The organism is Bradyrhizobium pachyrhizi (assembly GCF_001189245.1).
Classification (GTDB): domain Bacteria; phylum Pseudomonadota; class Alphaproteobacteria; order Rhizobiales; family Xanthobacteraceae; genus Bradyrhizobium; species Bradyrhizobium pachyrhizi.
The window spans coordinates 16,526-30,468 of sequence record NZ_LFIQ01000091.1 but is presented as its reverse complement, the minus strand read 5'-3'; the positions used below and the strand labels follow the sequence as shown (position 1 = coordinate 30,468).

Below are 13,943 nucleotides of genomic sequence, written 5' to 3'. Positions count from 1 at the left end.
TTCCGGGTTCGCTTCGCGCCCCGGAACGACAGCACTTCTACGACAACATCCGCATCAGCTTCTCCAGCCGCGCGACCTTCGCGCCATAGGGCGGATAGAGATCGGCAAGCCGGTTGAACCGCGAGCGGTAGAACACCGGCTTGAACTTGGTCAGCGTCTTGAATCCCCACTCGCCGTGATAAGCGCCGGTGCCGGAGGCGCCGACGCCGCCCATCGGTTGATAGGCCTGCGCGAAGTGGAACAGGCAGTCATTGACGGTGACGCCGCCGGACAGCGTGCGCGCCAGCACCGCATCGCGGGCGGCGCTGTCGGTGCCGAACCAGTACAGCGCCAGCGGGCGATCGCGCCCGTTGACGAAGGCGATCGCCTCTACCGCATCGCGCACGCCGATGACCGGCAACAGCGGCCCGAAGATTTCCTCCTGCATCACCGTCATGTCTGGCGTCGCGTCGACGATGACGGTCGGCGGAAATTTGCGCCTCGCCTTCCACTCGCGGTCGTTCGGCGTTGCCGGCTGCATGATGGTCGCGCCCTTCGCGGCGGCGTCGACGACCAGCCGCTCGAGCCGCGCATAGTGCCGATCCGAGACGATCGACGTGTAATCGGCGTTATCGGGATCGGTACCGAACATGTGCTGCATGTGACCCTGCAGCCGCATCGCGAAGGCCTGCACCGCGGCCTGCGGCACCAGCACGTAATCGGGCGCGATGCAGGTCTGGCCGGCATTGAGCAGCTTGCCATAGGCGATGCGCTGCGCGGCTTCGTCGATGTCGGCGGAGCCGTCGACGATCACTGGCGACTTGCCGCCGAGCTCGAGCGTCACCGGCGTCAAATTGCGGCCACAGGCTTCGGCCACCAGCCGGCCAACGCGGGTCGAGCCGGTGAAGATCAGATGATCGAACGGCAGCGCGGCAAACGCCTTTGCGATTTCGTTGTCGATATCCGTGACCGCGAGCTCGGTGACGTCGAATTTCTTGGCGATCGTCTCCATCAGCAGCTCGGAGAAGCGCGGCACCAGCTCGCTCGGCTTGATGATGGCGCGGTTGCCGGCCGCGATCGCGGCGACTGCGGGCGCCAGGGTCAGCTGCAGCGGATAATTCCACGGCGCGATGATGCCGACCACGCCGAGCGGCTGCGGCATCAGCCGGTTCTTGGCCGGCGCGAACTGCACCGTGGTCGGGACCTTCCGCGGCGCCATCCAGCCCTTCAGGTGCTTGGCCGCGTGCCTGATCTCTCCGAGCACCAGCATGGTCTCGGCGATCGCGGTCTCGACGGTGGAGCGGTGGCCGAAATCGGCCGAGATCGCCGCCTCGAATCGCGCCTCGTTCTCGTTCAGCGCGGCGCGCAGGCGGCGCAGCCGGTCGAGCCGTGCCTGCAATGTCGGCGCCGGGTCGCTGCGCGACAGCTCGAACTGGCGATAAAAGGCCTCCTCAAGCGCATGCAGCCCCGGGCTCTTCAATGGCCGGTCCATGGCATTTCCCCCTCGGACGACGTTTTCTTGGCGGATTTGTTGCGCGCCAAGCTCCGCTTTTGCGCGCGGTCTGGCAAGGCCCGGTTCCCGGCGGTAAATCCTGCCGGCACAGCCGGCGATTTCGACGTCACAAAATCCTCAAAAACCCGCATCCGGGGCTTTCCAAACCGGGCTCACGTTGATACATACGCCCCGCACCCGATGGCTTCGGCCCGGGTCGCCTTCTCAGGAAGCCCCCGGACGGATCGATCGGCGCCGTTGAAAAGCGTTGGCCGGCCGGCTCAGGCACCCTTTCTGCAAGGCACGCAACGGTTTAACGCGGGGTGGAGCAGCCCGGTAGCTCGTCAGGCTCATAACCTGAAGGTCATAGGTTCAAATCCTATCCCCGCAACCATCTCAAATTGCGAAACCCCAGCCCTCGTGGCTGGGGTTTTCGTTTTGAGGGCGACCGCCAGGATTCCCGCCAGATCGCCTCGGACGTCGATCTTCAGTTCCCCATCCCCGGGTGTGAGGACGATCTCCTTCACGAGAGAGCGCAGGACCTCTCCAGCTTTCAGCCGGGTCGCCTCAGTATCAGCCCGCAGCGCCTCATGCAGAGCACTTACCTGTTGTCGATAGAAAGTTGCCATTTCGGGGTGCAGCAGGGGTGGCGGCTCCTCCGCGTCAACTAGCGCTTGCTCGAGCTCAGCCTTGCGGCCCTCAAGCTGAACCATTTTTGTGTTGATCTTACCGGCGGCACCACCGCATCGTGGATGATGAACTCTGGAACGCCGCAAAAGCACGACAGGCCGCCACAAAGATAAAGCGCGACAACGATGGCACTGAGGTACCAAATAGCTTCCGCGACCGACGCCGCCCAAAATACCTGTTCTCGGGTTTGATAAAATGCGCATGCTGCGGTGGCGGATACGCCATGATCTCGGCCGACCTAGTTGGGTGCTCGACGGCGAGAAATAAGGGAACCTGCGAAAATCGAAAGAGTGTCCAGCGCGAGCGGCTGGAGGCACGCGTGCTCAACGCGCTACGCTACCACCTGATGGACCCGGCTCTGTTCAGGGAATTCTGCGACGAATTCACACGCGGGATGAATCGTCTTCGGATGGAAGGCTCGGCCTCGATCGAGACGGCTCGGTCCGAGATCAAACGGATAGAGCGCGAACTCGATACCCTGCTGAACTTGATCCTCAACGCGCAACTCTGTTACTTCTTGAATGATCCATTCGGCGGCTGGGTTCGGCACGAGCCCAACCCAGGCCGAGAAGTCCCGACCCGATCGGAACACGTTGGCATCGGCAACGCTCGCGACTAGCGCTGTTGCCAGCGCCGGCCCGACGCCGGGGATAGCGTCCAGCCGTTTGCTCGTCGCATGTGATCGATGCCAGGCGATGATGCGTCGGTCGAACTCCAGGATGTGGGCCTTCAGGGCCCGCAATTGGCTCCCGAGAGCCGCAAGACACGCGCGGCCCACCGCTGGGAGCCGACGGTCATATGTATCGGCGACCACTTCCAGCAACTGCTCGACGCCCTGCGCCCGACGGGGGCGACAATCCCGAACTCGGCAAGATAGGCGCGGATTGAATTGATGACGGCAGTCTGCTGGCGAATGAACAGATGGCGTGCTCGATGAAGCATCAGACAGCTCTGTTGCTCGACCGTCTTGGTTGGGACGAACCGCATGTTGGGCCTCGTGACCGCCTCGCAAATCGCCTTCGCGTCGGTGCTGTCGTTCTTCTGCCGCTTGACGTACGGCTTCACATAGGCCGGAGGGCATCAATAGCACCGTATGCCCCAACGCCTGCAACTCGCGGGACCAATAATGGGATGACGCGCAAGCCTCGATCCCCACCAAGCACGGTGGCAACTTCTCAAAGAAGGACAGCACGAAACGGCGCTTGAGCTGACGGCGTATGACCACTTGGCCGGCTGCATCGACGCCATGCACTTGAAAGACCGACTTCGCAATATCCAGACCGATCGTCGAAATTGACTGCATAGGCTGCTCCTCCGAATCGTGGGAGCCTCAATACGGCGCCCACTCCTTGGCACTCTTGTGCCGGTGGAGGAGCCGTCCACAGCATCAGGAGCTGACGTTCCGGCCCAGCTTCCAGAGCACTTCTTGCATAATTGGTCGCGCCGGCTTATCCGCGCGCTGTTAGCAGCATCCCGCGCCGTGCACACGTGCAGGGCGACATTGTCGTCGTCGTGTCTAAATAGATGCGCCCTACCTCATAGGTGGTACTGCTTCTTCACCCTTTACCTTGAATTTTCTCACTCCTTTACTGAGAAAGTTCCATTGGGAGGCTTGGCCTCGAAATTTGTTGGACGGTGCTTCTCCACTTGCGTTCGCGGCAGTTTGCGGCTGATCGAGGGAGAATAGCATGCAAAAACATTTGATCATTCGATTGCAGGTACTTCTCTCCGCGACTGATCATTCAGGCAGCGTCGGATGGGCGTACGCGAAGTAGCGACAAGCTTCCGCTGCGCCCCATTCTAATGGACTGCCAGAAACTGACGTCTCCTCCGGCGACGGAATGTCGCCGGCGAGTGCACGCACGCGTTTTTTTGACGTGAAACCAGGGGCCGATCGCGCGCCCGGGCGGTTGCCGCTTGCACTGGAGCAGGTGCGAGGCGAACCCGCCTTTCCCAAGGAGGAAATCATGGCAGTGCTGACCATCAACGGCAATCTCATCATCGACGAAGCCGCGAGCTTGCAGACCAGCGGCACCGATAATGACACTGGCGTGCTGGCGGGACCCGACAACGAAGTCGCCTGGTCTTACCTGCTTTCGAACATGAGCGCAGCGCTCAAGACCAGTCTGGGCATTACGGCTGGCTCCACCGGCGAAGAGTCGGGTGACACCAGCGTGGTGTTTCCGCAAGTTGCCGCGCGGACGATCGGCAGCGCCAGCACCGATTTCATCCAGCTCAACACAACCACCGTTACCGACCTGCAGTTCTCCGACCCCTCAGGGAACGCGATCGCCGACGGCACCGCCACCCAGATTTTCGCCACCCACAATGGGGCGCAGATCTTCCTCTACGCCGATTCCAACAACAACATCCTACTCGGGCGTGAGGGCACCACGTCAGACGGTGGCCAAACGTGGACCGCCAGTTCCACAGGTGCCGTGGCTTTCGCAATCGTGATCGACGAGACCCTCACCTCCGGCAAGGTGTCCGGCGGCAACATCTGGACCATCCAGTACGAGGCCCTGAAACATACCAACACCAGCGGGATCGACGATGCCGACGTGCTTGACCTTTCCGGCCTCGTCGATGTGAAGGCCTCCTTCACCACGACGACGACCGTCAACTTCGGCGATTTCAGTCACGTGCCGTCCGGATCGGACGACTGGTCGGCCATCGAGCAGACCGCGACCGCAGGAACAGACACCAGCGATCCCGATATGCTCATCACCGGCCTGGCGCCGGGCTCGAAGGTGACCGTCAGCACACAGGGCCTCGGCAATAATTCGCAAGCGCTCAATCCCGGTGAGGCGGTGCGCATCGACGTCGTCAACCACGTGAACTACCCCGACTTCCCGCTGACAAATCCAGACGTGCACGATCTGACGAAGCTCAGCTACACCTCGCACGTCGGGTCGGTGACGGAGGCGAGCTTTTCGGTGACCCAGGTGAACCCCGGGAACACGAACACCATTGTCAAAGTGCACATATATGCCTTCAACGAAACAAATAATCTTCAGAACGGCAATCTTGTCTCGACCACCAGCATCGGGAGCGACGGCTTGACCGGCAACGACCAGACGCTGGTCCCGATCCTCGGCAATACGATCAAAGTGTATTCCGACCTCGCGAAGACACAGTTGGTCACGACGGGCATCACCATCACTGCTGCGGGCGACGGTTCGTACTTCGTCGATGGCCTGAAAAAGAACTATACCGTCGACTTCCAGGTCGCTGAATCCAGCCACATGGACCGCTTTGTGGTCGGCAACGCCCAGCCGACCAGCGGCAGCGGATCCAATGTCAGCTTCGACGCCGGCAATTTCACGTTCAGCGTCTCGAACACGACCAGCGGGACGGAGCATGCCGCCGTCGGCGGCAACCTGTTGTTCGAGGACGACGGTCCGACCCTCCTGGCGAACGGCACCGCCACGGCGTTGCAACTCGACGAGAGCTATCTCGCGGCCGGCTCCACCCCAAATGCAGCGAACACCACCACGTCTGGCAGCTTCAGCGGCCTGTTCACACCCAATTACGGCGCCGACGCGGCTGGAGCCGTCGGCGGTTACACGCTCGGCGTCAAGTCCGCCAATGTCGATTCCGGACTGATCGATTCGCTGTCGTCGCAGGCCGTTCTGCTCAGCGTTGCAAGTGCCGACGGCAGCAACTTCCTCAAGGGAGACGTACTCGGCAAGACGAGCACGGGCGGTGATCTCGTTTTCACCGTTCATGTCGATTCGACGGGCACTGTGACGTTCCACGAATTTCGGGCCGTCCACGAAGCGACTGCCGACACCACGAGTACTCAGGGGACGGTCGGCGACAGCTCCGAAGCCAGTGCCACCATGACCGCGGACCTCATCACGCTGTCGGCCACTGCCACCGACAAGGACGGCGACACAAGCACCGCCGCGGCGGCCAACATCGGAAACCTGTTCAAGTTGCTCGACGACGGTCCAAGCCTCAGCGGGGTGGAGAGCCTCTCCGGGCAGGACGCCCAGCATCCGGCGGTCGCGTTCACCGCCGGCTCCTCGGGATCGGACTCGTTCACGTCACCCGATGGCGCCGACGGAGCCAAGGTCACGATCGATGCCGGCGCTGCCATCACCGGGCTCACGCAATCATACAACGCCGATCATACGATCCTGACCTACAAGGATTCCGGCGGCAACGGTGTCTATCAACTGAGCGTAACCGACACAGGTTACACCTTCACGGTGCTGCAGACGCTCGCCAACCCGCCGGAGACGCTGAACTTCAGCGCCATCAAGTCGGGAAGCCCGGTCGAGACGCTCAATGTCAGCACGAGCGGCGGCCACAACATCTTGTTCAACGGACTGTTCTTCAATGATGGGACGTTTTACGCGAACCCATCAGGCGCGCTGGGGCTCAATCAGTCGACAAGTGACTTGAATCACGCCAACCTCGGCCCCACGAACCCGGCCGACGATCTCAACCCCGACAATATCGGATTCGGAGTGAAGAACGGGCAGGCGTCGCAGATCAACATGAACGAAGGCTTCTTCTTCAGCGAAAGCAGTGGCGTGAACCTCAAGAACCTGGCCTTCGACGTGGCGGGGATCGGCAACATCAGCAGCATCAAGGCGGAGTATTGGCTGTTCAACTCCGCCGGCGATTTGATCGATTACGAGAACCCGACCATCAGCAGTCTCAAGCAAGGCAACGTCCACGTCACCCTTGCGGACTTAGGCAACACTGCCGTCCCCGGCACCAATCACGATGCTGCCGGCGAATCGTTCTCGACCGGATACATCCGCTTCTACTTCGACCCGGCCGATACCAATGCGGGTGTCCGCATCATCAACTTCACGACCCAGGTGGCCGCACCGGTGAACGATCAGGACATCCAGTTCCGGGTCGTCAACACCGACGCTGACGGCGATACGGCCAAGGCCACCTTCAACGTGTTGGTGGACAACCCGGACTCGACGACCGTGAGCCACTGGCCGTTGGCCTAGTTCCGTCGCGCGCGGAGACGCATCCGACATGGATGCGCCTCCGCGCCGCCGAGCTAAGGCCTCTCGAGTTCGAAAGCCTCCAAGAAAAGCCTCTAGGAATCGATACGCGTGTTGGACATTCTCTCGGAGTGCTGGTCTCAAATCGCAGCCGACGCGCAAGCCTGGCGCGGCCCGGCTTTCGACGGGCCGCGCGACTTCATGCTCCGCGCAGCGCTGCCTATCGTGGCGGCGATCCTTCTGTTCCGCTTGGCGCGGCGCCGGCGGGCGAGCGCGCGCCCCGGCCCTGCCGGTGATCACAACGGGCCGTCGCCCGCACACGATCTGCCCTCGCTGCTCCGCGCCTGCCGCGGCGTGCTGATCGGCATCGGCCTGATCACGGCCATGCTGAACGTGCTGTACCTCACCAGTTCGTTCTTCATGCTGGAAGTCTACGACCGCGTAGTGCCGAGCCACAGCGTGCCGACGCTCGTCGGCCTCGCCGTCCTGGCCTGCGGCCTCTATCTCTTCCAGGCATTCCTTGACATTGTGCGCGGGCGCATCCTGGTCCGGATCGGCGACTGGCTCGATCGCGCTTTCTCGGAGCGCGCTTATGACATCGTCGCGCGCTGGCCGCTACGGGGGCGCGTCAGCGGCGACGGGCTGCAGCCGATGCGCGATCTCGACCAGGTGCGCAGCTATCTCTCCGGGCTCGGCCCGACCGCGCTGTTCGACCTGCCGTGGATCCCGTTCTATCTCACGATCTGCTATCTGTTCCACCCGTTGCTGGGGCACACGGCACTGATCGGCGCGCTGCTGCTTGTCTCGCTGACGCTTGTCACCGACCGGCTGACGCGCGCGCACACCAAGGACATCACCGGGCGGGTGGCGCAGCGCAATGCCCTGGCCGAGGCCAGCCGCCGCAATGCCGAGGTATTGCAGGCGATGGGCATGCGGGGGCGCCTTGCCGCGCGCTGGGCGGTGGCGAACGACGGCTACATGGCCAGCCAGCGGCGCGCCGCCGACATCGCTGGCGGCTTCGGCTCCGTCTCCAAGGTGCTGCGCACGGTCTTGCAATCGGCGGTGCTCGGCGTCGGTGGCTATCTGGTCATTCGACAGGAGGCGAGTGGCGGGATCATTATTGCCGGCGCCATCCTGACGTCGCGCGCACTGGCTCCGGTCGAGCTCGCCATCGCGCACTGGAAAAGCCTGGTCGCGGCCCGGCAGAGCTGGAAACGTCTGCGGCAATATTGGGCGCAGCTCCCGGACGAGTCGGAGAAGACTCCGTTGCCGCCGCCGTGCAAAGGCCTCGCCGTCGAGACCGTCTCCGTGGCGCCGCCAGGCGATCAGCGCCCGGTGGTGCTCGAGGTTTCCTTCACGCTGAAGCCCGGGCAAGGGCTCGGTATCGTCGGCCCGAGTGCCTCTGGCAAGTCATCGCTGGTGCGCGCCCTCGTCGGCGTCTGGACGTCGGTGGGTGGCAAGGTGCGGCTCGACGGTGCCGCCCTCGATCAGTGGAACTCGGAGGCACTCGGGCAACATATCGGCTATCTGCCGCAGGACGTGGAGCTATTCGCCGGAACGGTAACCCAGAACATCGCCCGCTTCGATCCAGAGCCCGACGGGCCAGCGACGATCGCGGCCGCAATGGCGGCCGGTGTGCATGAAACAATCCTGCAACTGCCTGATGGCTACGATACGCAGATCGGCGAGGACGGCGCGGCGCTCTCGGCTGGGCAGCGCCAGCGCATCGCGCTGGCCCGTGCGCTGTACCGCGATCCGTTCCTGGTGGTTCTCGATGAACCCAACTCGAACCTGGACCTGGAGGGCGACCAGGCCCTGACGCAAGCCATCACGGGCGTGCGCGCGCGCGGCGGCATTGTCATCGTCGTTGCACACCGCACCAGCGCGCTCGCCGGCGTCGACCAGTTGATGGTGATGTCGCAGGGGCGTGTGCAGACGTACGGGCCGAAGGACGCGCTGCTGGCCAAGATGATGCAGTCGCGGCCGGCATCGGTGCCGCTCAAGGTCGTGAGCGAGGGAGCGAGCACATGAACCGCGAGTCGGTCAGTGTAGTGCCGCCCTCGATTCGCCGGCACCTTCGCGCTGGGCTCGTGGGGGTCATCATTCTCTCAGGCGCCGTCGGCGGCTGGGCCGCCACGACGGAGCTCGCAGGCGCCGTCATCGGCGCGGGCACGCTGGTGGTGGACAGCTACAGCAAGAAGGTACAGCACCCCACCGGCGGCGTGGTGGGCGAGCTCAATGTCCGTGAGGGCTCCAGAGTGAAGGCCGGAGACGTGCTGCTGCGGCTCGACGAGACGGTGACGCGGGCCAACCTTCTGGTCATTCTCAAGAGCCTCGACGAGATGGCGGCACGCCAGGCCCGGCTCGAGGCGGAGCGCGACGACCAGAAGCGCGTCGATTTTCCCGCGGACCTCATCGCGCGTGTCTCCGACACGGACGTAGCGCGGGTGCTCCTCGGCGAGCACAAGCTGTTCGAACTGCGCGGTACCGCCCGAGCAGGCAAGAAGGCACAGCTCAACGAGCGTATCGGCCAGCTGCGAGAGCAGATCCGCGGCTTGGAAGAGCAGATCGAGGCGAAAGACGGCGAGACAACGTTTGTCGACCAAGAGCTTGTTGGCGTGCGCGAGCTGTGGCGCAAGAACCTGGTCCAGATCACGCGCGTGACCACCCTTGAGCGCGATGCAGTGCGCCTGCACGGCGAACGCGGCGCTCTGGTCGCCTCGATCGCCGAAGCAAGGGGCCGGATCACCGAGACCGCGCTGCAAATCATGCAGATCGATCAGGATCTCCGCACCGAGGTGGGAAAGGATCTCGCCGAGATTCGCGCGAAGACCTCGGAACTGGTCGAGAAGCGGGTGGCCGCCGAGGATCAGCTCAAGCGCATCGACATCCGCGCGCCGCAGGATGGCACCGTGCAGCAGCTCGCGCTGCACACGATAGGCGGCGTCGTTACCGCCGGCGAGCCGATCATGCTGATCGTCCCCGCTCACGACTTGCTCGTCGTCGAGGTGCGCATCGCCCCACACGAGATCGATCGCGTGTCCGTCGGCCAACCGGTGCTGCTGCGGTTCACCGCCTTCAACCAACGGACAACGCCCCAGCTCAACGGTGAAGTGAATCACGTGTCCGCTGATGTCACGAACGACCAAAAGAGCGGAGCCAGCTTCTATGTCACCCGCATTGCGGTGACGGAGGCGGAGATGGCCCGCCTCGGCAATGTGAAGCTGATCGCTGGCATGCCGGTCGAAGCTTTTATTCAGACCGGGCAGCGCACAGTGATGTCTTACCTCTTCAAGCCGTTCTCCGATCAGCTGATGCGCGCCTGGCGAGAGCGCTAGCGGCTCACGAAGCGTGCTTGGCCTCGACCGGCTTCTGCGCGAACTGCGGGAATGTCTCCGCCACGAACGGTCCATCCAGCCGCCATGAATAGCAGCCGCCGACGAAGAATGGCTGCTCTCGCTGCTCAAACAGTTTGTCGTCAGCCGGCAGACCCTGCCGGGTTATGAACTCGTGATCAGTCACGATCCGAGCGGCGCTGAGTGACCGAACTTCAACCCGTCCCTCTTGACGGGCTCACCGCTGCGCGCCACCTTTGATCGGCATCACCCTGTTGGGATCGAGCCAGTGGTCGATCCGATCAGCCCAATGCTGCATCAGCTTCGTGCGCGAGCCGATCAGCGCGAGTGGTCCGACAGCGGCGCATCCCTCGAGCTGGAAAACGCGTATCGGCGATGGCCGGTTAGCTTCTGAACGCTCCGTAGGACTGCGAGTGCCTGCCGTGACAAGGGCACGACATGGTCCCAGCCGGTCTTCATCTTGGCGGCTGGAACAGTCCAACGTTCGGCGTCCCAATCGACCTCGCTCCACTCCATTTCATTGACCATGCCGGGGCGGGGAACGGTCAGCGCATCGAATCGCAACCCAAGGCCAACAACGTCACCAAACCTCGCTCTCGTCCACGGTGCGCTGATGAGCTTGAAGACGCGCGTCACGTCACGTGGTTCGGTGACGCCGGGACGCGGCGTCGAAATGTTGGCAATCATCTGCCCATTCAGGTTGCGGAATGGATTGTAGCCGTCGCCTTCGACGTCGGCATAGTCGCAAATCTGCTCGCCGATGCTGCGCACGCGGTCGCGGGTTTCCAGCTTTCCCTCGGCTTCGTATGAACGCATGAAAGCGAGCACGTCCGGACGCTTAATGTCCTGCCTACACATCTTGCCGAAGCGCGCCTTGACGTAGCCGACGCGCAGCTCAAGGATCTCGATGGTCTTGGGGTCGCGCACCGCGACGATCCTGCCGCGTTTGACTTTCTCAACCTTCTTCTTCGCGAGCCACTCGTCGGCCCATTGCCCGAATGACCGGGCGGCGGCCTGCCTGTGCTTGTCGAGCTGTTTCTCTGTGCTCGGGTCTTTGCCGTTCTTGAGCAGATCTTTGGCTTTGTCGCGCTCGCGCCGCGCGTCGGCGAGCGAGAACGTGCCGTCCTTGCCGTTGCCGTAAGGACCGATGGAGTAGGTTTTCTGGCGGCTGTGGAAGCGGTAGCCCATCCGCCAGAGCTTGGAGGCAGGCTTGCCGGGCCTGGTTTCGTCGGGCGTGACGAAGAGATAGAGACCTCCACCGGTCGCGTCGGAAATCTTGGCGGCGCTCCACGCGCCATTGTCGAATCGTGGTTGCGCGGCGCGGCAGTCGACGTCGGTTCTGATCTGCTTGGGGTTGGCGCACGCGCCACCGTTCTTGCGGGCCATCGGCTCAATTCCTTTATTCGGAATAGCGAAAGTCGCCGTGAACGTTTGTTCTCCCGATACCAACACGATACCAACAAAAATACCAACAAATCGGCCGGCTGGGATCGGATGAGAACAAACGGTGACGAACACCGATGTACGCGTAAAGCCCTGTTTTTCAAGGGTTTCCGAGCATCGCGCGGACGGTTGCGAACGATTTGGAACGGGCCTGAACGGCCTGGTTGGTGCCCCTGGCCGGAATCGAACCAGCACTCCTTGCGGAACTCGATTTTGAGTCGAGCGCGTCTACCAGTTCCGCCACAGGGGCATTCGCAATGGTCCCGGCCGGGAAGGCCGGGGGTCGCGAAGCGCGGCGGACTATAGCGGGCGGCCCGTCACGGTCAACCCGCGCGGGCGGGATGTCCCGCGCCCCGGCAGCGGAATTTCCGGGGGTGTGACCCCAAGGACGACGCAAAGCCGTCGCCCGTCCGTATGGCGGTCACGGAAGAGTTTGCCCGGCAGCGGCCGCCGCTGCCACCGTCCCCGAGCCTGGCCGCGGCTGCGGCAACCTACTTCGAGACGGAGGCGCGAGCGTAACGGTATTGTCCGGTTCGTCGATCTCGATGACGCACGGGGCACTTGAAGCAAGGGGCACTTGAACATGGTGTGGGGATGGTACGAGCGCAGCCACTTCGGCGACTTCTTCCCGAACGGCGACTATGTGGGCTGGGAGGAAGGCCTCAAGCAATATTTCGACGAGCAGATGTCTGCGGAGCAGAGGGCGGCGCTGAACGACTGGCATGTCGCTTACATCGGCGAGGTGGCTCGCAAGTTCAGGGAGGACAGGGGCTGCTCGAGCCGCACGAATGCCCGTTGGAATTCAGGATGGAGGAGTCACGCAAATCGCTCGGATCGCTGCTGCATTTGACCAACGGCGTCCGTGCCGTCGATGCACCCTTGCACGCCATCATTGAGAAGCTGGAGCCGGGCGTGCACCAGTTCTGGCCGTTACGGATCACCACGCCGAAGGGCAAGGACTACCCCGTTCCGTATTACGGCATCATCGTCCGCCGTTACATCGACAGCTTCGTGCCGGAACAAAGCGCCGTCCATCAGGTGTCGGAGGGATCGACGGCGTATTTTGCAAACAATCCCACGAAAAAGGGCTATGGCAGTCTGACGGTCTTGAAGCGTGTCAGCGCCGGCGCCCATCTCTGGCATGAACGCAGGCTGCTCAATCCGAGTCTTTTCTTTTCCGATGAGCTGCAGGCGGCGATGACCCAGTGGGGCCTGCGCGTTCCCACGCATCATCGACTGAACGCGATCTGACCGCGGCGGACGGCGGCCGTCACGGTCAACCCGCGCGGATGTGATTGTCCCGCGCCTCGACAGCGGTATTTTCACGCGATACGACCGCAATCGACGACCTTGGAGCAGGGCCCATGACCCTCCCGAACGATGCTCGCAGGAGGACCGACGTGACTATTGCCGCCGCCCATCCGTCGCATGCTTCCGCCGGCAATCCGGCGCTGACCTCGGCGCTGGCGATTGCCGTGATCGCGGCGGCGACCCTGGCCGGCGCCTGGTTCTTCCAGCTCGTGCTGGAGATCATGCCCTGTCCGCTCTGCCTCGAGCAGCGCTATGCCTATTACCTCGCGGTGCCGCTCGGCGCCGTGGTGGCGCTCGCGGCCGCCCGCGGCGCGCCGCGTCCGGTGCTGCTCGCGGGCCTCGTGATCCTCGGCCTCGCCGCGCTCGCCAATGCCGGGCTCGGTACCTATCACGCCGGTGTCGAATGGGGATTCTGGCCGGGGCCGACCGATTGCACCGGCCCGATGGTGGATTTCGGCAAGGCCGGCTCGCTGCTGGACCAGCTCGACAAGGTCAAGGTGGTGCGCTGCGACGAGGTGCAGTGGCGCTTCCTCGGCATTTCGCTGGCCGGTTACAACGTGCTGATCTCGCTCGCGATGGCCGCGATCGCCGGTTGGGGCGTGATGCGAGCCGCGAAGGCCTGAGCCAGTAGGGTGGGTAGAGCGAAGCGAAACCCACCATTTCTCTTTAGGCGCGACGAAAGCGATGGGTTTCGCTGAT

10 protein-coding genes, 2 tRNA genes and 2 pseudogenes are annotated in these 13,943 nt (G+C 63.2%); 8 read left to right on the top strand and 6 right to left on the bottom strand.

Annotation, left to right across the window (positions count from 1 at the left end; genetic code table 11):
* Positions 1 to 37 precede the first annotated feature (37 nt).
* Positions 38 to 1,471, bottom strand: a complete 1,434-nt coding sequence (locus tag AKL29_RS22180; RefSeq protein WP_050385626.1) for a coniferyl aldehyde dehydrogenase — start codon at positions 1,469 to 1,471, stop codon at positions 38 to 40.
* A gap of 317 nt (positions 1,472 to 1,788) precedes the next feature.
* On the opposite strand from AKL29_RS22180, the gene AKL29_RS22175 reads away from it, so the two are divergent.
* A tRNA-Met gene (locus tag AKL29_RS22175) sits at positions 1,789 to 1,865 on the top strand.
* Between the two features lie 519 nt (positions 1,866 to 2,384).
* Positions 2,385 to 2,780 (top strand): hypothetical protein, encoded by a 396-nt coding sequence (locus tag AKL29_RS46715; RefSeq protein WP_050385625.1) that lies wholly within the window; start codon positions 2,385 to 2,387, stop codon positions 2,778 to 2,780.
* Here AKL29_RS46715 and AKL29_RS46710 read toward each other — a convergent pair.
* Together AKL29_RS46710 and AKL29_RS46705 are read right to left on the bottom strand one after the other, a co-directional pair.
* A pseudogene (locus AKL29_RS46710) lies at positions 2,715 to 2,939 on the bottom strand (transposase); the annotation flags it as partial. The gene AKL29_RS46715 and the pseudogene AKL29_RS46710 sit on opposite strands and share 66 nt — an antisense overlap.
* Before the next feature lie 70 nt (positions 2,940 to 3,009).
* Positions 3,010 to 3,464, bottom strand: a pseudogene (locus tag AKL29_RS46705) (IS110 family RNA-guided transposase); the annotation flags it as partial.
* 664 nt (positions 3,465 to 4,128) lie between these two features.
* Between AKL29_RS46705 and AKL29_RS22160 the strand changes: the two are divergent.
* The 3 genes from AKL29_RS22160 (at position 4,129) to AKL29_RS22150 (ending at position 10,472) form a co-directional block, all read left to right on the top strand.
* Positions 4,129 to 7,137, top strand: coding sequence for a DUF5801 repeats-in-toxin domain-containing protein (locus AKL29_RS22160; RefSeq protein ID WP_152977713.1), 3,009 nt, complete (start codon positions 4,129 to 4,131; stop codon positions 7,135 to 7,137).
* A 111-nt stretch (positions 7,138 to 7,248) separates the two neighbouring features.
* On the top strand, positions 7,249 to 9,165 hold the full coding sequence (locus AKL29_RS22155; RefSeq protein ID WP_152977719.1) for a type I secretion system permease/ATPase: 1,917 nt from the start codon (positions 7,249 to 7,251) through the stop codon (positions 9,163 to 9,165).
* Positions 9,162 to 10,472 carry an HlyD family type I secretion periplasmic adaptor subunit gene (locus AKL29_RS22150; protein WP_050385623.1) on the top strand — a complete coding sequence of 437 codons (1,311 nt, stop codon included), beginning with the start codon at positions 9,162 to 9,164 and terminating at the stop codon, positions 10,470 to 10,472. The genes AKL29_RS22155 and AKL29_RS22150 overlap by 4 nt, the downstream gene beginning before the upstream one ends.
* 4 nt (positions 10,473 to 10,476) lie before the next feature.
* Here the strand turns inward: AKL29_RS22150 and AKL29_RS22145 are convergent, their stop codons facing one another.
* From AKL29_RS22145 to AKL29_RS22135, 3 genes are all read right to left on the bottom strand, one after another.
* Positions 10,477 to 10,656: a hypothetical protein gene (locus AKL29_RS22145; protein ID WP_028333541.1), complete on the bottom strand. Its 180-nt coding sequence runs from the start codon at positions 10,654 to 10,656 to the stop codon at positions 10,477 to 10,479.
* A gap of 152 nt (positions 10,657 to 10,808) precedes the next feature.
* Positions 10,809 to 12,008 (bottom strand): tyrosine-type recombinase/integrase, encoded by a 1,200-nt coding sequence (locus AKL29_RS22140; protein WP_244482296.1) that lies wholly within the window; start codon positions 12,006 to 12,008, stop codon positions 10,809 to 10,811.
* A 90-nt stretch (positions 12,009 to 12,098) separates the two neighbouring features.
* Positions 12,099 to 12,183: transfer RNA gene (locus AKL29_RS22135), tRNA-Leu, on the bottom strand.
* A gap of 327 nt (positions 12,184 to 12,510) precedes the next feature.
* On the opposite strand from AKL29_RS22135, the gene AKL29_RS42910 reads away from it, so the two are divergent.
* The 3 genes from AKL29_RS42910 to AKL29_RS22120 all read left to right on the top strand — a co-directional run bounded on the left by AKL29_RS42910 (position 12,511) and on the right by AKL29_RS22120 (position 13,867).
* On the top strand, positions 12,511 to 12,783 hold the full coding sequence (locus tag AKL29_RS42910) for a hypothetical protein (RefSeq protein ID WP_050385622.1): 273 nt from the start codon (positions 12,511 to 12,513) through the stop codon (positions 12,781 to 12,783).
* On the top strand, positions 12,741 to 13,184 hold the full coding sequence (locus tag AKL29_RS42905) for an imm11 family protein (RefSeq protein WP_028333539.1): 444 nt from the start codon (positions 12,741 to 12,743) through the stop codon (positions 13,182 to 13,184). The genes AKL29_RS42910 and AKL29_RS42905 overlap by 43 nt, the downstream gene beginning before the upstream one ends.
* 113 nt (positions 13,185 to 13,297) lie before the next feature.
* Positions 13,298 to 13,867, top strand: coding sequence for a disulfide bond formation protein B (locus tag AKL29_RS22120; RefSeq protein ID WP_050385621.1), 570 nt, complete (start codon positions 13,298 to 13,300; stop codon positions 13,865 to 13,867).
* The last annotated feature ends 76 nt before the right edge of the window (positions 13,868 to 13,943 follow it).